The organism is Coleofasciculus sp. LEGE 07092 (genome assembly GCF_015207375.1).
In the GTDB taxonomy this organism is placed as follows: Bacteria; Cyanobacteriota; Cyanobacteriia; order Cyanobacteriales; family Coleofasciculaceae; genus LEGE-07092.
Genome location: NZ_JADEWY010000001.1, coordinates 152,421 through 178,491, shown reverse-complemented (window position 1 = coordinate 178,491; position 26,071 = coordinate 152,421). Strand labels below are relative to the sequence as shown.

Below are 26,071 nucleotides of genomic sequence, written 5' to 3'. Positions count from 1 at the left end.
CTTGATGTACAACGACCGAAGACTATCACTTAGTTTGATTAACGATTCTGAAGACATACAGCAGATTGCACACTAATTACTCTCTCAGTATCCCTGGTTTTGGATCATCTTTTTCTTGGAATACTCTAAAACTATCCCGAATGGGTACGACATTAATTGCCCAAAGCAAAATCCATACTACAAGGAAGACAAAAATAAATAGAATTCCAAAAGTAAATAACAAGTCTCTCAGTTGTTTTAAATCATCTTGATCGTTATTATCATTCATAGAATTGACGTGGCTGGGAACTGGTGGTTGGTGACTGGGTGGTTTTGCCGAACAAAGCAGCACGAGAGCCACTGTTATCGCCTACCCTCTTTCCACTCTTCCCCTCCTGGTAGCTGAACTAAATTCTCATCAATAATTGCTGGTAACGTCTTTGCCGAATGTTCATACGTTAAATCGAGCAATCTCTGAGCTGTCATCATTATCTCTGTTCTATCCACCAATTCTGAGAGTTGAAATGAATTATAGGCACCATCCATAACTTCCACACTTGCCGGACGAATTGCCGCCTCAATAGCCTCTTCTAAAAAAGGCTCCCATTCATCTTGTTTGATGTAGTAAGACGTTTTATTCTCTTTGAGATTTAATTTTTGAATTTGCCTAAGAGAATCTGAAATTGAAGCTACCCAAGAATTAGTTAAACGCTGCTCAATTTGGTTTTTAATCAAGTGAACCAGCATTCTGACTAGAAACGATTCGATATTACGGAGGATTGCTTGTTTACTCATCCCCTCTAGCTCATCTACAATCGCCAAAGCATCTGCATAGCGTCCTTCTACAATGCTAGTTCTTAGGTCGATTAGTTCTTGAGTCATAATGCCACCTTCACAGATAGGCGCTGATAGGCAGAATATAGCATTTCTCAGTTGCGTGAAGTACATCAGAATAACCTAACCCCCAACCCCTTCCCTTGTAGGGAAGGGGAGTAAGAATCAAAGCCTCTCTCCTTGTAGGAGAGAGGTTTGGAGAGAGGTAAGAGTGTACCGCAGTTTGTATATGCCCTCCAATTCTATTCTGAGGGCATGATACTGAATTTCCCATCAACTCAAGCGCTGGCAAAGCCACAAAGCAAACAGAGGCAAAGCCAATCGATAACCTTGCTCCGAACCATAAATCAAGCCTTTGTGCTGCAACCCCGCGATCGCACCTTGAAGACTTCCCCCTCTCGACAGATAATGCTTATGAATGTAATCTCGACTTTGGGGCTTATCAGTAGGGTCTAATGCCAGAGACTCCAACAGATGCGCTTGATTCGCTGGAAGCAGCATGAGTAATGACTCAAAAACCATTGATAAGTCAGCGAGCAGTTCTTGAATTGCCTGCTGGACGTGCCGATCACGAATTAGCCCGTCAGAAACTCGTACCGACTTGAGGCGTCGCACCAGTGCCGAAGCATCGCCTAAGTGTCCCTGCACCGCATTAACAAAGAGTTCCAGCGCTTGCGATCGCGGATCGAATGTCAGCCCTTCGGCATGCAAGACATCGTGTGTCCAAGCAGCAACCACATCATCGGCGAGGGGAGCTAGCTGCACAATTTCCAAATGATTGTCCGGTTCATCGGGATGAATAGTGATTTCTGCGATCGTTGCCACTAGTACATAACTCACCTGAGTCTGACGCTCAATCTCTTGCCTCAAAAATTTTTCCCACACCCCATGGCGATCCCAAGAACGGATGTGGGGGAAGCTTTCCAAAATCAGCACCACCCGTTCGCCCGAAGACTCTGCCAACCCTTGCAGAAGATCGAGTAATCCCTCAAATGCCTGCCAAAGTTGCTCTTGGCTCTGTGCGCGAACAGGTTTCAATCGCACTCTGCCACTTCCTTCGTCTTTCAGGACAAATAATTCAACTACCTTGCCTTCAATCCACTCTCGTATTAGATCTTGAGCCGTTGCACCTTGAAAAGTCTGGTCTATACTATCGCAAAGGAGTTGCACAAAGCGTTGACCATCGGTAGCCCGGATGCAATCAACTTCCAGGATCTTAACTCCAACTTCCCCAGCCGCCCGCCTTACCAGAGTCCGCCGTCCACTTCCCGGCACTCCCACAATCAGCAAGTTGCCATCCCGCGCTAAAACTTGGGTGATTCGCTGGAATTGCCCTTGCCGTCCAACCAATTGAAAGGGTGCTGATATATCCAAAAGATTCACGGCTTTAGCATCCCGCTCCCAAGTATAGAACTCTTCCGGCGGCACGTCTTCACAATTTGGCAAGCTGCCAACTGTATTGATGTGCGAGTCAGGGCTTTCATTAAGCATTGATTGACCACAAATCGATTCTTTCATCCCCTATTGCGTGTTTCATCCTACCGGATCTAACACTCAAACCAACCCGTTGGTGTGGCATGAGTCTATCGTTTACCTTGGCACTTGATTTTTTAGCACCATTAAAGCGTGTTATATGTGTTTTAGCACGATTTGGTAGGTAGTTAGTTCTAGTTTTTCGAGACTTATCGCTCTTCCATCACTCTATGCCTCTTCTGTCACTCTCCGATTTTTCCTATTATTAGTATTTTCGAGAAAGAAGGTATATTAGGCAATACAGCGTTTGCTCATCGAATTTTGGCGAGTTCGTCTGGATGGCTCAAGTCCATTAACTAACTCAGATGTTGCACCTAAGAGTATTTCCAAGTGCAAGATCCAGTAACATTCATCAGCTCGGGCACCCGCCTTTTTAAGTTGTTTCTTGACTCTAGGACTACCCATGAGAGTGTGTGCAGATGCCTAGAAAGCCCTCACCCTAGCCCTCTCCCCAAAGGAGAGGGAACAAGAATATCAACCCTTCTCCCCTCTCCCCAAGGGAGAGGGGAGAAGGGTGAGGGCGAATAAAGTGATTGTCAGTCAATTAGGCACATAAGACAGGCGCAAATCCTCATCAATTAGCTCCCCGACTTTTTCAAAAAGTCGGGGAGCTGGTACGGGAATAGTCAAAGCCCAATAACGGCACAAAATCCGCTATACTAACTATTAAGCGTAGTCGTTATGAGTTTATTTATTCATGCCCAACCCCACCGTAGAAAATCTCGTCATCATCGGCTCTGGTCCTGCTGGCTACACCGCCGCCATCTACGCTGCCCGCGCCAACCTCAAACCCGTCATGTTTGAAGGCTTCCAAGCAGGGGGACTCCCAGGCGGTCAGCTCATGACTACCACAGAAGTCGAAAACTTTCCCGGTTTCCCCGAAGGAATTACAGGTCCTCAACTCATGGCGCGGATGAAAGCCCAGGCAGAACGCTGGGGGACGGAGTGCTATACCGAAGATGTTACCTTTGTTGACCTAAGCCAACGTCCCTTTATTATCCGCTCCGAAGAACAAGAAGTTAGAGCGCACAGCCTTGTTATTGCCACCGGTGCCACTGCCAAACGCTTGGGACTCCCCAGGGAACAGCAATTCTGGAGTCGTGGCATTTCTGCCTGTGCCATCTGCGATGGTGCAACTCCTATCTTTCACGGTGCGCCCCTGGCAGTTGTCGGCGGTGGTGACTCAGCAGCAGAAGAAGCCGTTTACTTGACCAAATACGGCGACCATGTAAACCTGCTAGTACGCCGCGACGAGATGCGGGCATCTAAAACCATGCAAGACCGGGTTTTGAATAACCCCAAAATAACCGTTCACTGGAATACTGAGCCAGTGGATGTCTTCGGTGAAAACGATCGCATGACGGGGATAAAAGTCCGCAATACCCAAACCGGTGAAGAAAGCAACCTGTCCGTTAAAGGACTATTTTACGCGATCGGTCATACTCCCAATACCTCGTTATTCCGGGGGCAACTCGAACTCGATGACGTAGGTTACATTGTCACCAAGCCCAGTTCAGTAGAAACCAGTGTAGAAGGCGTCTATGCTGCTGGGGATGTTCAAGACCATGAATTTCGTCAAGCTATCACCGCTGCCGGAACAGGCTGTATGGGGGCGATGCTAGCAGAACGGTGGTTGTCGGTAAATAACCTCATTCAGGAATACCATCAGAAACCCGAATCCGAGCAACCAACCCAGGCAACCGAGGAAAAACCAGCCGATGATACAGAAGAAACCTTTGATATTAACAAGACGCGCTATGTCGGGGGCTATGCTTTGCGCAAGCTTTTCCATGAAAGCGATCGCCTGATCATGGTGAAGTACGTCTCCCCCAACTGCGGTCCCTGCCATACCCTTAAGCCGATTCTCAATAAAGTAGTAGATGAGTTTGAAGGCAGAATTCACTTCGTTGAAGTTGACATTGAGGCAGAACCAGAAATTGCTGAAAATGCCATGGTAACAGGAACACCCACGGTGCAATTGTTCAAAGACAAGGAAATCTTGACCCAAATCAGGGGACTCAAGCAAAAGAGCGAGTATCGTCAGGTCATCGAAAACTATCTGTCCCCAAGCGTTGCCGCTAAATAGCGTCTTTAATGCTTGTTTTTCCCCATTTTTGTAGGGGCAGGTTTGGGGGCAAAGTCGCCTCTGTCACCACAACATTTTCAATTACAGCACTTTGCGAGTCGGTGTGGTACAGTCCCCCCCTTGATAAGGGGGGCTAGGGGGGTCATGTATGTAGTCTATTAACTTGAAAACCGCTGTAAAACCCACCCCCGCCATGTACTGGATGAGGGTGGGTTTTGGACAAATTAATCAGTCACTGTCACAATTGATTCCTAAACCTGCCCCTACGAAGCCAAATTATGACCCCAGCCAAAGGACTATTACCCCGCTTTTTAAGCTTCAACCAGCGTCCCAGTCTCTCCATGCAGCTAATGGCAGTGGGACTGGTTATGACTGTTTTCTTCATCCTAATCGCCATTCTCGCGCCCGTCTTTCAAGGGTGGGGCTGGCTACAAGATCCCACCGCCTCCCTAATTAACCCCATCCACGAACCCCCAGGCGCAGAACACTGGTTCGGCACCAATCGCCAAGGTTATGATGTCTTCTCCCGTACCTTATTTGGTACGCAAGCGGCATTGAAAGTCGTCATTCTGGCAACAACTCTGAGTTTAGTTATCGGTGTTCCCTTAGGCTTAGTCAGTGGTTATCTCGGCGGCAGATTGGATCGGGTATTGCTGTTTTTAATGGATACCATCTATACCCTACCAGGACTGCTATTATCAGTAACGTTAGCCTTTGTCGTCGGGCGGGGAGTTTTAAATGCGGCGATCGCTCTGAGTATTGCCTATATCCCTCAATACTACCGAGTCGTCCGCAACCACACCGCCAGCGTCAAAACCGAACTCTTCATCGAAGCGGCACAAGCAATGGGTGCTTCCTCTAGTCGGGTTCTCTCGCGCTACCTGTTTCTCAACGTCATTCAAAGCGTACCCGTTTTATTTACCCTCAATGCTGCTGACGCTATTTTAATCTTGGGAGGATTAGGCTTTTTGGGATTGGGACTACCTGAAGAAACGCCAGAATGGGGTCATGATTTGCGTCAGGCACTGGATGCCTTACCCACCGGAATTTGGTGGACAGCTTTGTTTCCGGGTTTGGCGATGACACTCATGGTGGTAGGATTATCGCTGTTCGGAGAAGGATTGAGCGAGTTAATAAATCCTCGATTGCGATCGTGGAACCGGAAATAGCCCCAATAGCGTCGAAGCATATAGATACAGCTATTCAAAGCTGGGAACGTTAATTGGGAGACTATAAGGAAATCGATGAACTACAAGCGATCGCTTTTAGCAGCAGTTGGGGGTTTAATACTCATTCCCCTTGCGGGTGCAGGGTTGTGGTGGACTACCTCTGTAGCACAACTACCAGCACCAACCGATGCCGATTTATCTCTATCTCCAGTTCATCCCGACGAACCCGTTGACTCTACCTTAAACGAACGGTTTTCTCTTGAAAACTCCCTGGAGCGCGTGAAACAAATCCGGGACGCTTTAAGCAGCTTTCAAAGCCTCACTGAAAAAAGCAAACCCGTTTTGGGAGAGCAAGCCACGATTAGCGTCGGCAATACGGATTGGGAAACGCAGAACTTAGGGTTTTCAAACTGGGTGGGTTCGGTAGAAGGGACGCTTAAGAAGCAAGAGTATCAGATTAAGAAATTGGAGTTTGAGTTAGCCCAAAAGCAGTATGAAGACGGCGATATTACCAAGGCTAATTTAGACCAAAAAGAAGCGAATTATCGGCAAGCAACGCAGGACTTTCAAGCCTTTTGGAATTCGTTTAATGTGTCAGATTAAGGGCAACAGGACTTACGCACCTGATTGACTGACAAAAGTCCTTTGCCCTCACCCTAAATCCCTCTCCCAAAACGGGAGAGGGAGTTTGAGAGGCTTCAACTCTTCCGGCTCCCCTTCGCCCCTTGTGGGAGAAGGGGTTGGGGGATGAGGGGGTTAAGTTTTGTCAGCCAACCCGCTTACGCACTCAGACCCATAAAATAGCTCTAATCCTTTGTTCCCTGTTCCCCATTGCCTAAAATGTTGATTTTTCGTTTCACTATGGCTTAACCTCCTTTGGCTTCTTCCTTTTTAAGGTGAAGAGGAAAATCTCAGTCCGCGAAGGCAGACGAAAGTTTGTGTAGCCGCGACTTTAGTCGTTAGGCATTTTTAACGGTTCCGTGTAGGTGCTGTTCCAATTGTTGGAGTAAAGTATCGACATCCTTGCCAACTTGCTCAAAACAAACAGGAGGTGAGGGTTCGGGTTCAAACTGAATCAGCTTAATTTGGTCGCTGCCAATCCCAATCATCAAAACCTCTTTATCCGGTTGGTGAGCATCCACAACTCCCAAAATTTCCTGAAGGTAATTCTCAACGCTCTGATTCAGTTTCTCGATCGCATCTCTGGGACAATAGACAAAATGCGGTGTCGGCTGCAAGTCAATCCCCAGCGTCTCGTCACTTTCTCCCTTCTCCAAAAATAGCCCCCACGATAGTGCAGCCAGTTCTTGCTGATTATCTTTGACAAATCGATCAAGCTGACGTTTCCATTTATCTTCTGCCCTCTCTGGCTGGGAGCGACCAAACATTATCATTGCTTAAAATCCATTTTATGAAGATTGGTATTAGACCCCAAAAAGCATCGGTCGCATAACGATTACTACTGCCCTTGAGAAATTGCCCGTCTGAATTCCCTAACAGCCTCAACCCTGGAAGCCATCAACAAGCATCGCGTTAGCAAGTCAATGTCTAGACCTGGCAATACCTCAGAAGCGTAAATCCGTTCGTAACCGTCTACTCTGAGATGATGCAAAGTAAATAAACCATCTTCCCAAAACCAGACTTCTGGTACTCCCAACTCCTGATAGCGTTTAAGTTTGGAGAGAGTACCACTGGTAAAGACTACTTCAATAGACAAGTCAGGAGTTTTCTTTAACCGTCCAATACAGTAGGACTCGTCAGCCTGTGCTGAGGCTACCCCTTCTTTTTCTTGAGTAAAGCTACCTGTGGGATAAAATTCAATACCTTTTTCCACAAAGTAGTCAAAGAGTAGCCCTGCAATTGTCCGACTGAAAAGTTCGTGATCTTGCGAAACTGCCAAGATTTCTACCTCACCCCTGTAGTAGAACAATCGTATTCCGGGAGAATTATTAAACCCCTCTTGAATTAATCGAAATTGTTGCCAACTCACAAAAGAGTGGGTAAGCCGCTGGTCTATCGGTTTATCTAGTACCTGTGTCATTGTCTTTTTAGAAATTTCTACTAGTAATGTCGTCCTTAACAACGTTAAAGAATGGAGCTGTACGAGTCAGTGCCATTCATTTTAAACCAGACTGCACCCGCCACAGCGCTGCATAAATCCCCTGTTGTTCTAACAGTTCCTCATGCTGCCCTCGTTCGACTACTTTGCCGTATTCCATGACATAAATGCAATCGGCATTGCGTACTGTAGAAAGCCGATGAGCGATCGCAATCGTTGTCCGGTTCTGAGTAATCTTCTCAAGCGATCGCTGAATCGCTGCCTCAGTTTCATTGTCTACTGCCGACGTTGCCTCATCCAGAATCAGAATGGGAGGATTTTTCAAAATAGCACGAGCGATCGCTAATCGCTGCTGCTGTCCTCCCGATAATTTCTGCCCCCGTTCTCCCACAATCGTGTCATACCCTTGGGGCAAGCGGCTGATAAAGTCGTGAGCTTCAGCAATATCTGCGGCTGCCATTATCTCGGGTAACGTGGAATCAAAACTACCGTAGGCAATATTCTCTCGGACTGTACCGTGAAATAAGAAAACATCTTGACTGACTAAACCAATTGCCCTACGCAAATCCCCTAACTGAATCTGTTGTAGTTCAATGCCATCCAGAGTTATCGTTCCCTCATGGATTTCATAGAGTCTCAGCAAGAGTTTCACAATCGTACTCTTACCCGAACCCGTAGCACCGACAATAGCAATGGTTTCTCCCGCAGGAATATGCAGGGAAAGATTTTCAATCACCGGATCGCGTCCATTGTAGGCAAAGGTGACAGTTCTCAACTGCAACTCACCCCGCACCTTATCCACAGGTAACGGAATGTCTCCAGGGTGCATGGCAATTGGCGTATCTAATAGATTCATCACTCGCGCCGTAGATGCCATCGCCCGTTGATATAGATCGAGGGTATCTCCCAGTCGGGTAAGGGGCCAAAGCAACCGCTGGGTGAGGAATACCAACACGCTATAGGTTCCTACTGATAGCCTCCCGGCAACAGCTTCTAAGCCACCATAAAGGAGAATGCCGGTAAAGCCTATCAGGATAATCATGCGAATTAAGGGGACAAAGGCAGATGAAAGAGCGATCGCTCGACGGTTACTTTGACGATACGCTTCACTTTGAGCGGCAATTCGCTGAATTTCATACTCTTCAGCCGTAAAGCTTTTAATCGTCGTCATCCCCGTCAGATTATTTGCCAACTGCCCGTTGAGTAAACTCACTTTTTCTCGGATATCGGCATAGCGGGGGGCAAGGTAGCGCTGAAAAACAACGGAACCCCAAAAAATAAAGGGCATGGGTACGATTGCCAGCCAAGCCACACTGGGAGCGAGAATAAAAAAGGCACCCCCAATAATCACCACTGTTGTGGATACTTGCAGAATTTCGTTGGCTCCCACATCTAGGAAGCGCTCCAGTTGATTGATATCATCACTCAAGATTGACATCAAGCCGCCCGTACTACTGTCTTCAAAATAAGCCAGTTCTAACGATTGCAAATGACTGTAGGCATCTAAGCGCAAATCGTGCTGAATCGTCTGGGATAAATTGCGCCACAGTCGGGAGTAGGCATATTCAAAAATAGATTCCAATCCCCAGATGATGAAGCTGAGGAGGGCGAGAATCAACAGTTGCCCGAAGATATCGGTGACTCCTAGCTGGGCGATGAGGGAGTCTTCTTGTTGGACAATGACATCGACGGCTGCACCAATTAAGGCTGGGGGTGCTAAGTCAAAGATTTTATTAAGAATTGAGCAAGCGATCGCCTGTCGGATTTGAGTGCGATAGTTATGTCCGTAATGAATCAGGCGCTTGAGAGGATACGCTGATTTGGGTAAGGACTTCTGAGTGCGGGAATGATGTGCTTGCTTGTGAAATCGCGAACTGGACACGCTCAATTAACCCTGACTTTACAAAGGCGACTTGCCCTTTCTCATCCTAAAGCTTTCTGGACGGGGGCTTTAGCTGACAAAAACCCCATTATGCTGGCTCCATGACAAAATTCCCCCTTCGCTGGTCAACGAGGCAGTATACTCATATACAAAGGAATTCAGCTATCTCTCTTGAGGAATAGTCTTTTGTAAAGCTTGTGTGAAGAGAACGTCTCGATTAACCGAGCTTTGTGATATTTCAATAAAGATTGTCTCGGATTCTCACAATCTTTAGAGAGAGAATGGCAGGATAGATAGTAGGTCTTAAGGGCATCACCCTTATGTTCAGTCGAAGGCGATCGCTTTCTTTATGACAATGGCGCAATCCCCTTTAACCAACCCTTCAGATTCTGAGCCTGGAAAAATGATAGCCAACGTTAATGCCCCCCTTCTCAGTTCCCGAATCGATTACTGCCTTGCTGCCACAGAAAAAGGATGGCAGCTCACAGCCTGGGAACCAGCTCTTGTCGAAGGTAATAGAGTTAAACCCTATCTATGGAAATTTAATTCTGAACTCGGAACTCTCCAAGAAGCGCATAGAACACTTCAAGTAATTCTGGGACAAGACTGACTCAAGTAAAAACTCTCAGAGGGAGCGATATAGTGATCCTCACTCGTCTTCCGTATTTGGTTGCGGCTTTGCCGTACAAAAATATTGGTTAATTTTTCGATACGTCCCGCTTCAGCCGCTAAAGCTTCATCTGACTTGAGGTTATTAGCCGTTTACCCCAATGCGAGGCGGCAGACGTTTCCCACCAGTTCTTTTATCTCCCCATTTTGTCAAGACTTAGGCACAGCCTTTATCTGTAGTGGCGTCTTAGCGTAGCGTAACCTGCCATTACCTGTAACTAGTGAATTATCTACTCTTTCACACTTTCCAGTAAATCTTCAATCATCAAATCAAAAGTGCGAGCCAGTTTTTGCAGCGCTGTTACATCAACTGTCGCCATTCCGGAGGAACGAGCATAGGTGGTGATTGTACTATAAGGAACCCCTGACCTTGCTGCAACTTCTTGGAGGGTCCAGCCCTTCTCATCAGCAAGTTCTCGAATCCGCAGCCTAACTAGCCCCATTCTCTCCTTGACGAAGAATGAATACTCATTCTTTAATAATGGTGAGTCGAAAAGCAATCGCCCTCGCGCCTAGGAAACTCAAGGACGATTGCCAATCATGCCCTACTAAATTGGAGGCAAATTACATGATATCAAGACAGCAGCCAATCTCAACGGCTGCACCCACTTTGATTTCACTTGTAGCAATAGGGAGGAACCTATGAGTTACAAAGAGCAACTGTTTCCCTGGTGCATTATCCGTCACCTCCCCGATATGCAACGAACTGGGGTTGCTCGTCTACGTCGTCGTAGCGATGCAGAAGAACACCTGCGGGTACTGCGGCGGCTGATGCCTGATGCTTCATTCAGTATTGTTTTCGATCCAATGCTAGAGAGTACTGACACTAACACAGAACTTGATAGTCGAGAAAACACAGTGGGAGAAAAAATCTAAAACGCCATTTCACTCTAAATAGTTACAGGACTTACGCAAAGAAAGCCTGTAAACCGCTAATGGTAGGGACACGATATATCGTGTCCCTACCAGATGTAGCGTCTGTGCGTAAGTCTTGTAGAAATTAATTAGGATAATTCCTTAGAAATCTTTAATTAAACTTTATTCAACTTTACTAAATTAAATTTATATTTAAGAAAGCCGGGAATGAGAGATTTTGTTAAAAATTCTCTGCTTAGTTTGTCTACCATCAAATTTTATTGATCCGCTTTAATCGTTTCTAAATACGGTTAAGGAACTGGGTAGCTTTGAGAATGCTTTCTAAATCAATAGCCAATTGGGTTGCTGCGACCACTCCAACTGCATTTTCTTACTAGTTCCATTCATCAACATCCATACAATCGAAAAACTCATGCTGTTCGCCACAGAAACGATCAACAAAACACCGGTCGAACGTCTAGTCAAGCTGTGGTCTAAGCGCTACACGCCCGACGTATCAACTCTTTTGTTTCAAAACAGTAATTTTGTCTGGAATGAGTTAGTTGAAACAGTCTCTCTAGAAGGGCGAACGAAGACTATTTTTAAGCTAGAGCGTTTGCTAGAAATCCACTGCAAATGTGCTGGGATACAAACAAATGCTCTTTTTTCTTACATTCCCAATATCATGAACTTGTGGGAAAGTCAGCGCATCGCTGAATTAGCTGGACAAGTTTATCGCAAAGCACTAGACGTTTACCAGCAGCAATCTCCTTCACCTGACTGGTTTGCAAAAATGCCCACTATGGGAACTGCTAATTTCTCCACCTATACCAAATGGTGGTGGACGATACCAGGACTAGAGTTATCCGCACTAAAACAGCTCACAAAAGCAGTTGATGGAAGCTATAAAGAACTCAGATCCCAATACTTATCAGCCAAGGATTCCCGTGCTATTGGCTTTATGTCTACGCAGTTCCACTTCAGCAGCCGGCTGTTAACCAATCGATTAACTGTCTCTGAACAACTGTTGCTCAATCCCTACTTCAAGTTTCTTGAAGAACAAGTCTGTATTCCCTGGCAGCGAGTCTGCGCCGCCGCCGCTAAGTACGATCTCAATTCACCAGCTCTCACCATTGTTGAGCAACTGCTACCTATCTCAACCGAGATTGCCAAAACAGTCCACCACCAAGCCGTGCAATTGAACCCCAATCATCGCAGCTTGCGCGGAAAACTGGACAATCCAGAAGTGAAAGCTTCTAGCATTCGAGATATAGAAATGTTCCAGGGCTATCTGTGGCTGTGCGTTTTAGAAGGAAATATGACAGCAGTAGAAAAAGAACTCCTGCCTCTATGCCGAATCGTTTTTCCAGCAGTTAACGTGACGTGGGAACTGGTTGAACAACTGCTACCGTTATTAGTCAGTGAAATTAAGGCTCGCGTGAAACCCGAACAAATGAAGTTAGTGCTGCCTTACACGCAAGCCATGCAGCAGTTGTTTTCTCAGCCATCAAGGAAGGGCAACGATTAAAGGAATTGTTCCTTTTGTTGTTGAAATTCTGTAGAGACGTTGTATACAGCGTCTCTACTCAACGATGCAGTTTATTCGGATCAATACGGAGTGTCTCAGAATCGAGCTTATCACCATCACCGACAATCGAGCGAATTCCCTCAATAGTTGCCGGAATTGCGCGAGGGTCCATGAACATCACCTTGCTGCTATCGCTAGTACCAATTTCTTTGCCCATTTCTAAATAATGTTGGGCAAGTAAAAACTGGAGTGCTTCACGAGCATTGGGATCGTTTTTAAGAGTCTTAGCAACAATTTGCAGTGCCTCAGAGGTGGCTTGCGCCTTAAGAACTTGTTCTTGGCGTACTGCCTGGGCTTTAAGAACGATCGCTTTTTGTTGCGCCTCAGCATCTAAAATCGCTGCCTTTTGACGGGCTTCGGCATCAAGGACTTGTGCTTCAGCTTTCCCTCTAGCGCTATTGACTGCCGATTCTCGTTCCCCTTCTGAAGTCAGAATGGCTGCCCGCTTGCGGCGTTCTGCCGACATCTGCAACTCCATCGAATCTTGCACGGCTTTGGAAGGAACGATATCTCGTAATTCTACCCGCGTCACTTTCACACCCCAAGGGTCAGTCGAAATATCCAATTCTCGCAGCAAAATTTCATTAATTTCAGACCGAGCCGTAAAGGTTTGATCCAGTTCCAGTTTGCCCATTTCCGCACGAATTTGAGTGAGTACCAAATTAACCATCGCCGCCTGGAGATTTTCTACCTTGTAGTAGGCTTTCTCCATATCCATGATGCGCCAATACACCACCGCGTCAGCGCTGATAGAAACATTATCGCGAGTAACGCATGGCTGAGGTGGAATGTCAAGAACTTTTTCCCGAATAGTTCCCTTGAAAACCACTTGCTCTACGATGGGAATGACAAATCGAAGACCTGGTTCAAGTTTCTTGCCAGTATATTTCCCCAATTGTTCAACCAAAGCTTCATTGCCTTGATTGATAATTTTTACCGAACCAGCAACGGTAGAACCACCCAGCACCAAAAATACGAGTAAAAAAAACTGTTCCATCTCAAGCCTCCTAAACTTAAATCTTGTCACACTGTCTAGAAAAGTGAAAACTGCACAACTAGAACTGCAACAGGTCTTGGGAGACAACAACGAGAGTGTTGCCTTGCCGTCGAACCACGTAGACCTTTTGGTTTGGTGCGATCGCGTTTTGACCATCCTCACAGCGAGCTTGCCAGGAATTTCCCTCATAAAGAACCCGTCCGGTTTGCTCTGCCGAAATTTCTGTCAAGGTTCGACCTTCCATGGCATCTAGAGTTTTAGATACTCTGGCTGGGGGTAGAACCCGACGGGATACAACGAGTAAGATGGTGGAAAACAGCAACCACAGCGCCACTTGTAGGGAAAACTGGGGTACAATCAACGCCACCAGCGCCACCACCAACGCGCTGATTCCCATTGTGAACTCGACAAAAGCCGTTGGTAGGAATAGCTCCATTAAACAAAGAATCGACCCTGCCAGAAGCCAGAGTATAGAAGGACTGAGCGACATATCTAAATCCGCTATAGAGTGTGTTTATAGAAGTGGATTCAACGAGTGTCTGTTATGTTCAGCGTCTTGAGCGGTCAGGGAGTGTCGATTGATCAAACAGCCATTGCCAAAACTGGGACTTATGCGATCGCCCGCCGCCCTCTGTACCCATTGACCCGTCTCTGAGGTTTAATGACTAGTCCTAGACAGGAAGCCGTGTTTTTATTTATCCTTTTAGTTTCTGCAAGCGCGTCAGTATTTTTTGAGGGAGCAGGTTAAAACAACTTGCAGAGTCTAACTCTAATTTATCCTATGCGCTGAAGATTTGACTTCATTATGGTTATTAGTAAGCCGTTTTTAGTAGTATGAGCAGTGATAAGCCGCTAATAAATCGCTATCTTTGGGCAGTTGGGTCAACTGCCCCATCGATACCCGTGGGTCAAGTTGTCGCAAACCGATATCAGGTGGTGGCTCCGCAAATTTGGCATGATTTGCACCCGGAAGTGCCACCGCAAGTACCGGAACACTTCAATAGCACTATTCTCCCTTATCTGCGCTTGTATCCTCACCGCCTCCACATTCCGGAGATATATGGGGTGTGTCAGTTAGAGGAATTGGGGCGGGATGGGTCGGTTATTTTGTTAGAGAATGCCCCGATTGATCACAGTGGTCAGCTTTATCCCACTATCGATCAGATGTGGTCGAAAGCGTCACCAGTACGTCAAGTTTATTGGCTGTGGCAGATGCTGGAATTGTGGACGCCTTTAGCAGAATTAGGAGTCAGTTCAACTTTATTAAATCCTGATAACCTGCGGGTTGAAGGATGGCGGGTGCGATTGCAGGAACTATACATCGATGGGATTGCCAACCCAGAATTAACTGAATTACCTGGGGAGGGTGGGGTGAGTTTGTCATCAGCAGTGGAGACATCTTCAGGAGTAAGTACCGCACTCGCCCAATCCCCAGCAAAAGCCAGCCTCCAGCAGCTAGGAAAATGGTGGGAACCCTTGTGTCGTAGGGCATCGGCGTCTGTGGCATCGGCATTACAAGACATTGCCCAGCAGTTACAAACTGAAAATCCTTCCTTAAAAGCGATCGCAGCTCAACTCAACCTGCTATTAGTAGAAGAAGCGTCTCGACAACCCCTGCGGTTGCAGGTCGCTAGTGTCACCGATGTCGGTCTGTACCAAAATCACAATGAGGATAGTTACTATCCCCTAATGACCGACTTGCCTAAAGACTCTGACCCATGCCACGATCCCCTGATTCCTCACCTATCAATTATCTGTGATGGTATTGGCGGACATGAGGGCGGCGAAGTTGCTAGTCACATGGCAGTGCAGTCAATCAAAATCCAGGTGCGGGCGTTACTAGCAGAGTTGCTGGAAGACCCGGAAATCATGACGCCGGATTTGGTAGCCCAGCAGCTAGCGGCAATTGTCCGGGTGGTCAATAATTTAATTGCCTCTTGCAACGACCAACAAGAACGAGCCTCCCGACGGCGGATGGGAACGACGCTAACCGTGGCGCTGCAATTGCCACAGGTGTTTAAGCACTCTAACGGCGAGGGGAATACTCACGAACTTTATATTGCGAGTGTGGGAGATAGCCGTGCCTATTGGATCACACCCCACTACTGTCAGCAACTAACCGTGGATGATGATGTGGCAACCCGCGAAGTCAAGATGGGGCGAAGTTTGTACCGACAGGCGCTACAACGTCCCGATGCTGGCGCACTCACCCAAGCGGTGGGAACAAAAGATGCTGAGTTACTGCATCCGAATGTACAGCGATTTATTTTGGATGAAGATGGTTTGCTGTTGTTGTGTTCAGATGGGGTAAGTGATAACAATTGGATCGAGCAAGTTTATGCCAATTTTGCGCGGGATGTCTTTAGCGGCAAGCTCTCTGTAGAAGCGGCGGCGAAGTGGTTAGTTGAGCAGGCAAATCAACGGAACGGTCACGATAATTCTTCTGTTGTTCTTACCTACTGCGGTGTTTCTCCTCAGTATCCAGTGGTATTGCATTTTGGCAGCATTCCCCTGGAGAGTGATGGTTATACTATCAATTTGGAAACAGAATTTGCTCAGGCAGCTCAGGGATTGGAGTCTGAGGAATTAGAAACACCCGAACCAACTGAAACCGTCGAGGCAACGTCTAGAGCAGATTGGTTCAAGTTTATTGTGGGGATTTTGGGAGTCTTTGTGGTACTACTGTCTGCTGGGGGTGCGGTACTAATGGCTCAGTGGCTACTGAATCCAAAAGGATTCGAGCAGATGCGCGATCGCTTTTTGCCCTCTCAACAGCAAGAGATTCCCCCATCTGCACCAGAATCAACGCCGGAGGAGTGAGGGACAAGGGGACAAGGAGACAAGGGGATAGAAAACCCGAATTTTCCAACACAACAGCTCCCCAGCTCCCTAGCTCCCCAGCTCCCTAGCTCCCCATCTCCCTAGCTCCCCAGCTCACCCGATAGGGAAACGCGATAGTACAGCAATCTCGTTACCAAAACGGTTACGAGTATCTCGTCTATAGGAGGTTGGCTCTACAATCTAACTAAAGTCTAAGACTCCTCATGCAAAGCGCCGTGGAACTCCCAGAGCTTCCACGGTTTTTATTTTAATTTTATCGGGTTGCCGCCGATTAAACTTTGATTAAGTAGTATAACAGTAAATAAATTCTGTAAAAATAAATACAAAATATTCGATAAACTAGAAAATAAGGAGGCGATCGCTGGTAGTTAAGCGGGGAGTTTTGGATATGAATACGCAAGAACAAGTCAAGATAGTCATAAAAGACTCGATTCAGCCTAATCAAATGATTTTGATTCTGCTTGTGGCGTTAGCATCTTTGGGCTTGGGATTGGTTCCCCTCGTTTACGGTTTGGGTGGATCTAAGACAGAGGTGACAGTGCCAACGGAAGCAGGCTTGTGGCACGTTTTGGGTGAGAAGAATCAATAAAATCCATCACATTTCGTTTGTGTAGGGACGTGACAAATGTATATGAGTTGATGACGTTGAAAACTCTCACCTAATTTGTGCGAGTAAAATGGGTGAAAGTTTTTTCGTTGAGTTATGATAAAGCGATCGCTTCAAGCTTCTCAAGACGGGATAAAAAAAGCCCAGAGAGCGTTAATCCGCTATTCCTTGACTCAGAGGGCATTAGCCGCAGATTTAGGAATCTCTCGCCAGCCAGTTGGAAAATTTTTTACAGGTAAACCAGTTGATCGCAATCTCTTTGCCGAAATTTGTCACAGACTAGACTTGGAGTGGGAAAAAGTCATTGTTCAACCCCTCAGTGAACCTGAACCCCATCAACAAAATCAGGACGATAATCTGGATGTTGATGTCTTCGTGCAAGAGGTACGCGAAAAGATAAAGCCTGATATTCAAGAACGCTGCGGCACAATGCGGGTGCTAGATATGTCGCAGCCCATTGGGTTGAAGGAGATCTACACCCATGTCAATATTCTGGAGAAAATCACCGGACGCAGACGTAAAGAGATTGCGGAGTTACTGCAAGAGTACACAGGCGAAAATTTTGAGCGTTTTGGACTGAGCAGGATTGCTGAGGAACGAATACCAGGACTGACGGTGGTCAAAAAATATCCCAAACTGATGATCTTAGGCAAGCCTGGGGCAGGAAAAACTACCTTCTTAAAGTATCTCGCGATTCAGTGCATTGGGGGTGAATTTCAGACTCATCTCATACCAATTTTTATCACCCTCAAAGATTTTGCTGAAGCGGAAAATAAACCCACGTTACTAGACTATATTACTGGGACTGTCGGGGGACGATATGCCATGACTCTACCCGATACATTGCTAAAACAGGGTAGAGCATTTGTATTGCTAGATGGGCTGGATGAGGTTAGAGAAGAGGACAGTCAGCGCGTTTTAAAAGAGATTCGAGATTTCTCTGACTATTTCCGAGACAATCATTTTGTAATCACTTGCCGCATTGCAGCACGGGAGTATACCTTTGAGAAATTTACAGAGGTAGAAATTGCGGATTTTAATAAGGAGCAAATTCAAAACTTTGCTACTAATTGGTTTCACGGGAAGGCGGTAAAATCAAAGACATTTCTTCAACGCATCGAAGAGAACAAACCAATCAGAGAACTCGCGACTAATCCGCTCCTGTTGACGCTTTTATGTTTGGCATTTGAAGAAACAGGAGATTTTCCTGCCAATCGTTCCGAATTGTACAAAGAAGGGCTAGATGCTCTCCTGAAAAAGTGGGATGCCAAGCGCGGAATTCATCGTGATCATGCTTATAAGAAGCTCTCTTCTCAACGCAAGGAAGATTTACTAAGTAAAATTGCTCTGACAACGTTTGAGCAGGGTGACTATTTTCTCAAGCAAAAGGTAGCCGAACAGTATGTGACTCACTATATCCGCAATTTACCGGGTGCCACCACTGATGAGGAAGCCTTGCAACTAGACAGTGAGGTAGTTTTGCGATCAATTGAAGCTCAACACGGGCTTTTAGTGGAACGGGCAAAAGGGATTTACTCATTTTCCCATCTTACATTCCATGAGTACTTTACGGCTAGAGAAATTGTTGTTGTTAAACAATCAAAAAAGGAACTTTTACAAAATCTAGTCAATCACCTCAATGAGAAGCGCTGGCGGGAAGTCTTATTGCTCACCATTGGAATGTCTCCAAGCGCCGACGGTTTATTTTTGTTAATGAAAGATAAAGTTGATGCGATTTTAGCTCAGGATGAGAATTTGCAGCAGTTTCTCATGTGGGCGAGTGAAAAATCTCGTGCAGTAGAAGCAGCTTACGAGGTAGCAGCTATTCGAGCTTTCTATCTATTTTACCTTGTGTTTGATGGCAACTATAATAATTTTGGACTCACAGAACGTACTATTGACGATACCAGAGTTTTAAATGACAAGCTTGAAATAATTTTTTTGATTGATGTTAAGCTTTGTACAGCTCTGTCTAACAATTATGCTTTTGCCTTAACGCTTGAACTTAAACTTTATCAAACCTTTGCTAAAGCTTTTCTGTATTGCTTTTATTGGTCTGATTTTGAAGTGGTTTTAGGAGAAAAGAACCGACTTTACAACATTTACCAAATCTATAATAACTTTCTCCGTGTTTTTGAACTTGCCTTTGCTCTCGATCCTGCTCTTAAGCAAGTCCTACTACAACTGAGTGAGCAACTTCCCTCTCCAGATGGCGATGAAGAACACTTGAAACAATGGTGGGATACTAACGGTCAAGTTTGGACGAACCAATTAAGAGCAATGATGATTGAGCATCGCAATATTGGTCATGATTGGCAGTTCAGCATTGAACAAAAGAAAGTCTTGAAGCAGTATTATGATGCCAATAAACTTCTGGTAGAATGCCTGAATAGCGATTGCTATGTGTCCCGTGAGGTACGGCAGGAGATAGAAGACACTTTACTATTGCCGATTGCAGAGATTGAGAACTATCAGCAACGTATTCTGTAGCGGATAATTTATTTTTGATAAGGTAAATTATGGCAGAAAAACAAACCACTCATCCGCTACATCCGTTACCCTATTCGCTGCTAATGAGTGTACTGACTCTTTCAGTATAAAAATAACAGCGATCGCTCTCATTAATTCCTCCAAGGAACCCTTAGGATGCACCTCCGATGTGAATATTTCGCACTCGCACGGGTACGCAAGCGTGACTCATTTGAGCCAGTTGCATTGGTTCGCCTTTCCCACACATATTAGTACCGCACTGTTGCCATTCTGAGGCAGGTCCTATTGCATCGACACTATTCCAAAAATCAGTTGTCATCGAGTGGTACGTCACATCCTTTAACATTCCCACCACTTTGCCTTTTTCTACCTTCCAAAAGGCATCACCACCAAACTGGAAATTACGCCGTTGTTGGTCAATCGAAAAACTGCCAATCCCATCAATTAAAATTCCCTCTTCGGTATCGGCAATCATTTCCGCTAACGTGGCAGTATGACTATCCCCCTCAACTCCCGGTTCTAACCCCAAATTGGGAATCCGTACCATCGGCACGCTAGACCAACTATCAGCGTAGGCGCTACCATTACTACTGCTGCGTCCAAGGCGATAGGCGGTTTCCCGATCCGTCAGGTAATCTGCTAAAATTCCATCCTTGACAATATACCACTCTTGTGAAGGGACACCCTCATCGTCATAACCCATGGTACTGCGCCCTCCGGGTTGCGTGCGATCAGCTTTAAAGTTAATCCAAGGGGCGGCATATTGCAGCTTGCCCAATTGATCAACGGTGGCGAAGCTAGTTCCGGCAAAATTGGCTTCGTAACCATACACCCGATCCAATTCCGTCGGATGTCCGACAGATTCGTGGATAGTTAACCACAGGTGAGTCGGTTTGAGAATTAGAGTTGTGCGAATGCCAGAGGGACTCTTGGGCGCGTAAACTTTTTCAATAGCTTCTTCGGCAACTCGATCCACCTGACTCAAAAGGTCTGGCACGTTAATATGCTCATATCCCCGGTTTAGAGGTGGACGTTCGTAATTGCGGCTCTGGGCATCGCCGTTTGCGATCGCTTGGCAACCCAATCCCGGATAGCTGCGATAGAGAGTTTGTTGGATCAGGGAACCTTCTGTAGAGGCAAAAGTTTTGTCTTCTTTCGTAAACCGCAGAAAGGAATAGGCTTTTTTAACCCCTCGTTTCTCGTAACTTAGCAGTTGTTCGTTAATGCGCAACAGCAAGTCCGCTTTCTCGGTAATGGGTACAGTGAAAGGGTCAATCTCCATCGGAGTAACATAGGTGTCGCGGTAAGCATCCACTGGCACCAATTGCACCCGTATCCGTTGGGAGAGACGACTCCCCTTAGCAATTTCTACAGCCAAAGTGACAAGGCGTTCAACCTCTGCTTGAGTTTTGTGAGGACTAGCAGCAAATCCCCAAGCACCCTCTAAGAGCACCCGCACCCCAAACCCAGAACTCACGTTATCAGAAAGTTGACTTAAGGAGCGATCGCGGGCGTATAAATTTTGATGGCGGTAGGTGCAAAATCGGACATCTCCATACTCACATCCAGCTTTGCGAATTAAATCAATAGCGAAGGTAGCGAGGTCAGTAGCCGTAATGGGTGCTGGTGCTTGTACCATAGTAAGAGAGTGGCAATACGAGGTAATGTATTTTCACTATTGCACAGCTCACTGGGAATCAGGAATTGACAAGTGCTGTACCTGCACTTCATTTCTTACGGTATAAGGCATTCAGTTAGATAACATTGATTGAGTAATACCACTGGCTAGAATTCCCAGTATTTTATTCAAATTTACCAAGAAATACTCACCCAAATCAACCTCAATAACTTGCCCTACCAGTTTAAGAAATCTCCAGTTTGTTCCTGTTGTTACTGTTCCATAAATTGCTTGAATTTCATTCCCTTCGCGTTCGTTAAAAAGTTTAGCTGCCAACATTTCAGCTACACATTGCCCTAAACCGCCATTAATATTTTCTTTTTTAGCTTCGACAATTATAACAACGGGTGTAGTCACGATTAGAAGTTCTGAAGAACGACTAATAACGAAATCACAATGTCCATTCAAACCTCGTTCATAATCGATATTAAAATCTATGCCAGAAAATAAACTAATTTGTTGCTTAAATTGCTTTCTGAGTTCAATAAATATAGGGGCAATAATCATCTCAGAGCGGGCTTTTTTTGTGTTACTTGCAAGGGCTAATGGTAAATTGTATTCAATGATTTCTTTTAAAAAATTACTGGGTTCTAACTCGGCAACATTTGAAAAGAGATTGAGTTGATCAGAAAGAGTTAAGTCAAAGGGTTTGATTACTTTTTCCAAGGTGGTAAAGTCACTGTATGCCATTGAAGTAATTCCTTGGGGAGTAGGGATTAGTACATTTCATAGTTCTGGAAGAAAGGGAAATAAATCTAGTGATTCATCCAACAATTGGGCAATCTGTCCCTTGAGTGATGTATTCTGTTCCATCACATTATAAAGTAAGTAAGTATTTGTACTTAATTATTTCTGGCACTTTGGTTGCCCAGATACATCAAAAATGAAACTCTGATTGCTATGATCGGAGCTTCCTTTCATTTACCGACAGCTTCGTTAATTCGAGGTGCATTCTACTAGGAGCTTTCATGCAAATATCCAAAACCTTACCCAAACCTCAACATATCGTTTTAACCTCTCACCCCGGTCGTTCTCGCGAACAACCCCCACGCATTCACTGGGGAGAAATCAACCCCCTCAAGCGAGGACCGATAGTTGGCTCTGTAACTAACGTGGCACACCGCAATGTTATCGGTAGTCACTCCGGTTCTTATTCAGTGTACCGTGCCTTAGCCGTTGCCAGTGGAGCGCTGCATCCTAATCACCGCGCTGACTTGACCAACACCGCGCCCATTGTTAGCATCGGTCCCTATCCCAGTTGGGCTGACCGTAATTGCATTGTCTCCCTCGACCCCTTTGGTGGCATAGTCGGTAAAGTTTATGCCAAACTCTACAAGCAAGGATACGATATTCGCCCTACAATTGCTGTCACACAAGCCCATGTCAACCTGCCAGAAATTCAGGAGGCTATAGCTAAAGGGCGCTTGCCCATTGACGGTAAAATTGTCAAACCCAACGGCAGTTTAGTCGTCACGAAAGTAGCAATTGACCCGGTTTGGTATCTGCCAGGGCTTGCTAACCGACTTAACATTCGGGAAGGAGAACTGCGTCGCGCCCTATTCCAGCAAACGGGAGGAATGTTCCCGGAATTAGTAACGCGCCCGGACTTGAAAGTCTTCTTACCCCCCATTGGTGGCACTACGGTTTATTTAATTGGGGATGTAGCTGCCATTACCGATCCGACTCGGCAGCTAGCTGTGCGAGTTCATGACGAATGTAATGGTTCCGATGTCTTTGGTTCCGATATCTGCACCTGTCGTCCTTACTTAGTACATGGTTTAGAAGTCTGCGTGCAAACGGCACAAGAAGGTGGTGCGGGTGTAGTGGTTTACTGCCGTAAGGAAGGTCGGGCATTGGGTGAGGTGACTAAGTTTCTAGTTTATAATGCCCGCAAGCGGCAAGAAGGAGGCGATCGCGCCGATGCCTACTTCAACCGCACTGAATGCGTTGCTGGCGTCCCTGATATGCGCTTCCAAGAACTGATGCCGGATGTGCTGCACTGGCTGGGCATTACCCGGATTGATCGCTTTGTTTCTATGAGTGATATGAAATATAACGCGATCGTCAACTCCGGTATCGAGATTGTCAAGCGCGTCCCGATTCCCGACGAATTGGTTCCCGCCGATGCCATGGTAGAAATTGCTGCCAAGAAAGCCGCTGGTTACTATACCGAACAAGCTGCCCCCGATGCCCTCACCTTGGCAGCGATAAAAGGGCGTAGTTTAGTTGATTAGGAACGTTAGGTTCTAGGGGAAGGGGAAAAGGAAAATTTCCTTAACCTTCCCTTTTTTTTGCTTGAATTACTTTCTTATTTGTTAAATGACGAATGACCAAACCCTCGCTTATCTGAGAACACCGACCGCGATTCGAGAGCGATGCGATCGCCTTTTTACTTTAGCCTGTGCCGACGAGTTGGCTTACTTTTGCTGCGATTTAAGCCAGTTAAATCCAGTGGCAGATTACGTCATCCAGGTAATGCGCGATGAGTATCCTGATTTGAATATCCCCTTTCACAGTCGCTGGCGGCATTTTGAAGTAGGGAACGTGCCGCGTCTAGAGGAACTCAATCGCCTATTGGCAGGACTGACACCCCTGCAAAAAGCTCAAACTCAATTTGACTTGGCAATTGTCAGTGTTTTACTTGATGCGGGTGCGGGTGCTGATTGGCACTACGGCGAACCGGAAACGGGATTAGTCTTTCAGCGTTCGGAAGGATTAGCCGTTGCTAGTTTTCGGATGTTTTGTCAAGGTGCGTTTTCCAGTAACCCAGATTACCCCTGGCAAGCGGATGCTAAAGGATTGCAAAACTTAACCACTGAGAAGCTAGCCCCAGGATTTCAGGTAACTTCCGTAAATCCCCTCCTCGGTTTGGAGGGTAGGGTAGAACTGTTGCAGCGTTTGGGACAGTCTCTGTACACTTTTCCTCGATTGTTCGGTACTGAAAACCTACGTCCTGGCAATCTAGTGAACTATTTTCTGAGCCAATCTACAGAAAAGGCAATCAATTCCACCGCTGCCCCCTCTCAAAAACTACCTGCCAGTACGGTACTTACCACCCTCTTGGAGGGATTAGGAGAGATTTGGCCCGGACGATTAGCGATCGCAGGGGTTAATTTAGGGGATGTCTGGTTCCATTCTGCCCTAGAAGGTGACAATTTGGGCGATCGCTATGTACCCTTTCACAAACTCTCCCAATGGTTGACTTACTCCCTCTTAGAACCCTTGCAAGAGTTGGGTTTAGAAATTACTGGGTTAGACGAACTGACGGGTTTAGCAGAATATCGCAATGGCGGTTTATGTCTGGATTTAGGACTCCTCACTCTTAAGGATAGGGATATTTTACAGCAGCAACACGTACCCAGTTCAGGAGTCATTGTTGAGTGGCGGGCGCTGACTGTCAGTCTGCTCGATAGAATTGCTGCAACCATCCGACAACAGTTGAACCTAACCGCAACTCAATTACCGTTGGTAAAAGTCTTGCAGGGAGGAACTTGGACAGCAGGACGGCGCATTGCTGCACACTTGAGGGCAGGGGGTATTCCCCCGATACAGATAAAGAGCGATGGCACGGTATTTTAAAGATTACTCCCGACCCCTGAACCCTAAAATGACTCCTAACGTTACCGTAATCGATCACCCTCTCGTGCAGCACAAACTAACGCTGATGCGTCAAGCCGATACCAGTACTGCCAAATTTCGCCAACTCATGAAAGAAGTGGGCAGCTTGTTGGCTTACGAGGTAACGCGGGACTTACCCCTCAAATATGAAGAAATCAAAACACCAATTGCCCCCATGAAAGCGCCTATGCTGGCATCCGATAAAAAAATGGCGCTGGTTTCAATTATGCGGGCGGGACAGGGGCTTTTAGATGGCATTCTGGAACTCATGCCCTCCGTTCGCGTAGGACATATCGGGTTATACCGCGACCCGATTACCTATATCCCTATCGAGTATTATTTTAAACTACCCCATGATATCGAATATCGAGATATTCTGATCATTGACCCAATGGTCGCTACGGGCAACTCGGCAATGGCAGCCGTTAGTCGGGTTAAGGAATTCAATCCTTTATCTATCAAATTTTTATGTTTATTGGCAGCACCAGAGGGGATTGCTAATATCCATGAACATTACCCAGATGTAGCGCTTTATACAGCGGCAATTGATAAAACATTAGACGAGCATGGTTACATTGTGCCAGGGCTGGGAGATGCTGGCGATCGCTTATACGGGACAAAATAGCCGTAGTGCTTCGTCTCTCAATCGACATCTCTAATCATGAGCCAAACAGTTTCGGTGAAACAACTTCCTGCCCAATGGATTACTTCAGAAAACTTTCAACCCTACGGGCAGTTAATTACCCCCTCAGCAGATGACAAACCTTATGATGCTAGCGATGCTCAATTAAATCTGCAAAATGGCATCCCTCGTTTTTACATCATGCGACTCCATCAACGGGGTCGCAAGTTTCACAAAATCACCCGTCACGTTCAATGCACCCAATCTCTGGGTTCCCTAGAAGGGAAGGATTGGTGCATTGCCGTTGCCCCTCCTAGTGAATCCAAACAACCTGCAATTGAGCAAATCAGGGCTTTCCGAATTCCTGGCAACTGCTTTATCAAGTTAGAAGTAGGCACTTGGCACGCGGGTCCTTATTTTGAGCATGATGTGGTAAATTTCTATAATTTGGAACTGAGTGATACTAATGAGATTGACCACTTCACCCACGATTTTCTGAAAAGTCACAATTTGGAATTTGAGATAGTTTAGCGCTCTTGTGTCACTCTCGCCAAAGTAAACTCT

At 46.1% G+C, this 26,071-nt stretch carries 25 protein-coding genes; 14 read left to right on the top strand and 11 right to left on the bottom strand.

The features are described 5' to 3' along the window. Positions 1 to 76: 76 nt before the first annotated feature. The 3 genes from IQ257_RS00770 to IQ257_RS00760 all read right to left on the bottom strand — a co-directional run bounded on the left by IQ257_RS00770 (position 77) and on the right by IQ257_RS00760 (position 2,331). A complete protein-coding gene (locus tag IQ257_RS00770) occupies positions 77 to 340 on the bottom strand; it encodes a hypothetical protein (RefSeq protein ID WP_193932893.1) in 264 nt (87 codons plus the stop codon). A gap of 2 nt (positions 341 to 342) precedes the next feature. Beyond that, positions 343 to 861, bottom strand: a complete 519-nt coding sequence (locus IQ257_RS00765; protein WP_193932890.1) for a DUF29 family protein — start codon at positions 859 to 861, stop codon at positions 343 to 345. A gap of 225 nt (positions 862 to 1,086) precedes the next feature. After that, on the bottom strand, positions 1,087 to 2,331 hold the full coding sequence (locus IQ257_RS00760; protein ID WP_228060302.1) for an ATP-binding protein: 1,245 nt from the start codon (positions 2,329 to 2,331) through the stop codon (positions 1,087 to 1,089). A gap of 712 nt (positions 2,332 to 3,043) precedes the next feature. On the opposite strand from IQ257_RS00760, the gene trxB reads away from it, so the two are divergent. From trxB to IQ257_RS00745, 3 genes are all read left to right on the top strand, one after another. Then, positions 3,044 to 4,432 (top strand): thioredoxin-disulfide reductase, encoded by a 1,389-nt coding sequence (trxB, locus tag IQ257_RS00755; RefSeq protein ID WP_193882054.1) that lies wholly within the window; start codon positions 3,044 to 3,046, stop codon positions 4,430 to 4,432. A gap of 278 nt (positions 4,433 to 4,710) precedes the next feature. Beyond that, positions 4,711 to 5,601, top strand: a complete 891-nt coding sequence (locus IQ257_RS00750; RefSeq protein WP_193882051.1) for an ABC transporter permease — start codon at positions 4,711 to 4,713, stop codon at positions 5,599 to 5,601. A 75-nt stretch (positions 5,602 to 5,676) separates the two neighbouring features. Continuing rightward, positions 5,677 to 6,204, top strand: a complete 528-nt coding sequence (locus IQ257_RS00745) for a hypothetical protein (protein WP_193882048.1) — start codon at positions 5,677 to 5,679, stop codon at positions 6,202 to 6,204. A gap of 356 nt (positions 6,205 to 6,560) precedes the next feature. On the opposite strand, the gene IQ257_RS00740 is transcribed toward IQ257_RS00745, so the two are convergent. The 3 genes from IQ257_RS00740 to IQ257_RS00730 form a co-directional block, all read right to left on the bottom strand. Then, positions 6,561 to 6,995 (bottom strand): hypothetical protein, encoded by a 435-nt coding sequence (locus IQ257_RS00740; protein ID WP_193872938.1) that lies wholly within the window; start codon positions 6,993 to 6,995, stop codon positions 6,561 to 6,563. A gap of 65 nt (positions 6,996 to 7,060) precedes the next feature. Continuing rightward, positions 7,061 to 7,642, bottom strand: a complete 582-nt coding sequence (locus tag IQ257_RS00735) for a Uma2 family endonuclease (protein ID WP_193872937.1) — start codon at positions 7,640 to 7,642, stop codon at positions 7,061 to 7,063. A 76-nt stretch (positions 7,643 to 7,718) separates the two neighbouring features. Continuing rightward, positions 7,719 to 9,458, bottom strand: coding sequence for an ABC transporter ATP-binding protein (locus tag IQ257_RS00730; protein WP_228060312.1), 1,740 nt, complete (start codon positions 9,456 to 9,458; stop codon positions 7,719 to 7,721). Positions 9,459 to 9,945: 487 nt separating this feature from the next. Between IQ257_RS00730 and IQ257_RS00725 the strand changes: the two genes are divergently transcribed. Then, positions 9,946 to 10,152 carry a hypothetical protein gene (locus IQ257_RS00725; protein ID WP_193872936.1) on the top strand — a complete coding sequence of 69 codons (207 nt, stop codon included), beginning with the start codon at positions 9,946 to 9,948 and terminating at the stop codon, positions 10,150 to 10,152. Between the two features lie 84 nt (positions 10,153 to 10,236). Beyond that, entirely contained in the window at positions 10,237 to 10,407 is a 171-nt protein-coding gene (locus tag IQ257_RS00720) for a hypothetical protein (protein ID WP_193872935.1), read from the top strand. Positions 10,408 to 10,441: 34 nt separating this feature from the next. Here IQ257_RS00720 and IQ257_RS00715 read toward each other — a convergent pair whose 3' ends face one another. Then, positions 10,442 to 10,654 (bottom strand): helix-turn-helix domain-containing protein, encoded by a 213-nt coding sequence (locus tag IQ257_RS00715; RefSeq protein ID WP_193872934.1) that lies wholly within the window; start codon positions 10,652 to 10,654, stop codon positions 10,442 to 10,444. A gap of 199 nt (positions 10,655 to 10,853) precedes the next feature. On the opposite strand from IQ257_RS00715, the gene IQ257_RS00710 reads away from it, so the two are divergent. Together IQ257_RS00710 and IQ257_RS00705 are read left to right on the top strand one after the other, a co-directional pair. Then, the gene (locus tag IQ257_RS00710; protein WP_193872933.1) at positions 10,854 to 11,087 is read left to right on the top strand and encodes a hypothetical protein; all 234 of its coding nucleotides are present in this window, start codon (positions 10,854 to 10,856) and stop codon (positions 11,085 to 11,087) included. A gap of 412 nt (positions 11,088 to 11,499) precedes the next feature. After that, positions 11,500 to 12,594, top strand: coding sequence for a hypothetical protein (locus tag IQ257_RS00705; protein ID WP_193872932.1), 1,095 nt, complete (start codon positions 11,500 to 11,502; stop codon positions 12,592 to 12,594). A gap of 58 nt (positions 12,595 to 12,652) precedes the next feature. Here IQ257_RS00705 and IQ257_RS00700 read toward each other — a convergent pair whose 3' ends face one another. Further along, positions 12,653 to 13,651, bottom strand: coding sequence for an SPFH domain-containing protein (locus IQ257_RS00700; protein WP_193872931.1), 999 nt, complete (start codon positions 13,649 to 13,651; stop codon positions 12,653 to 12,655). 58 nt (positions 13,652 to 13,709) lie between these two features. Then, on the bottom strand, positions 13,710 to 14,141 hold the full coding sequence (locus IQ257_RS00695; RefSeq protein ID WP_193872930.1) for an NfeD family protein: 432 nt from the start codon (positions 14,139 to 14,141) through the stop codon (positions 13,710 to 13,712). A 344-nt stretch (positions 14,142 to 14,485) separates the two neighbouring features. On the opposite strand from IQ257_RS00695, the gene IQ257_RS00690 reads away from it, so the two are divergent. From IQ257_RS00690 to IQ257_RS00680, 3 genes are all read left to right on the top strand, one after another. Further along, complete coding sequence (locus IQ257_RS00690; RefSeq protein ID WP_193872929.1) at positions 14,486 to 16,471, top strand: PP2C family protein-serine/threonine phosphatase; 1,986 nt, start codon at positions 14,486 to 14,488, stop codon at positions 16,469 to 16,471. A 409-nt stretch (positions 16,472 to 16,880) separates the two neighbouring features. After that, on the top strand, positions 16,881 to 17,081 hold the full coding sequence (locus IQ257_RS00685; protein ID WP_193872928.1) for a hypothetical protein: 201 nt from the start codon (positions 16,881 to 16,883) through the stop codon (positions 17,079 to 17,081). A gap of 114 nt (positions 17,082 to 17,195) precedes the next feature. Next, entirely contained in the window at positions 17,196 to 19,589 is a 2,394-nt protein-coding gene (locus IQ257_RS00680; protein ID WP_193872927.1) for an NACHT domain-containing protein, read from the top strand. 151 nt (positions 19,590 to 19,740) lie between these two features. On the opposite strand, the gene IQ257_RS00675 is transcribed toward IQ257_RS00680, so the two are convergent. After that, complete coding sequence (locus tag IQ257_RS00675; protein WP_193872926.1) at positions 19,741 to 21,228, bottom strand: TldD/PmbA family protein; 1,488 nt, start codon at positions 21,226 to 21,228, stop codon at positions 19,741 to 19,743. A 111-nt stretch (positions 21,229 to 21,339) separates the two neighbouring features. Next, entirely contained in the window at positions 21,340 to 21,957 is a 618-nt protein-coding gene (locus IQ257_RS00670) for a hypothetical protein (RefSeq protein WP_193872925.1), read from the bottom strand. Between the two features lie 278 nt (positions 21,958 to 22,235). On the opposite strand from IQ257_RS00670, the gene IQ257_RS00665 reads away from it, so the two are divergent. The 4 genes from IQ257_RS00665 (at position 22,236) to IQ257_RS00650 (ending at position 26,038) form a co-directional block, all read left to right on the top strand. Further along, positions 22,236 to 23,501 (top strand): GTP cyclohydrolase II, encoded by a 1,266-nt coding sequence (locus tag IQ257_RS00665; RefSeq protein ID WP_193872924.1) that lies wholly within the window; start codon positions 22,236 to 22,238, stop codon positions 23,499 to 23,501. A gap of 85 nt (positions 23,502 to 23,586) precedes the next feature. Beyond that, positions 23,587 to 24,846 (top strand): URC4/urg3 family protein, encoded by a 1,260-nt coding sequence (locus IQ257_RS00660; protein ID WP_193872923.1) that lies wholly within the window; start codon positions 23,587 to 23,589, stop codon positions 24,844 to 24,846. 28 nt (positions 24,847 to 24,874) lie between these two features. After that, the gene (upp, locus tag IQ257_RS00655) at positions 24,875 to 25,510 is read left to right on the top strand and encodes a uracil phosphoribosyltransferase (protein ID WP_193872943.1); all 636 of its coding nucleotides are present in this window, start codon (positions 24,875 to 24,877) and stop codon (positions 25,508 to 25,510) included. Positions 25,511 to 25,546: 36 nt separating this feature from the next. Further along, a complete protein-coding gene (locus IQ257_RS00650) occupies positions 25,547 to 26,038 on the top strand; it encodes an ureidoglycolate lyase (RefSeq protein WP_193872922.1) in 492 nt (163 codons plus the stop codon). Positions 26,039 to 26,071: the final 33 nt, after the last annotated feature.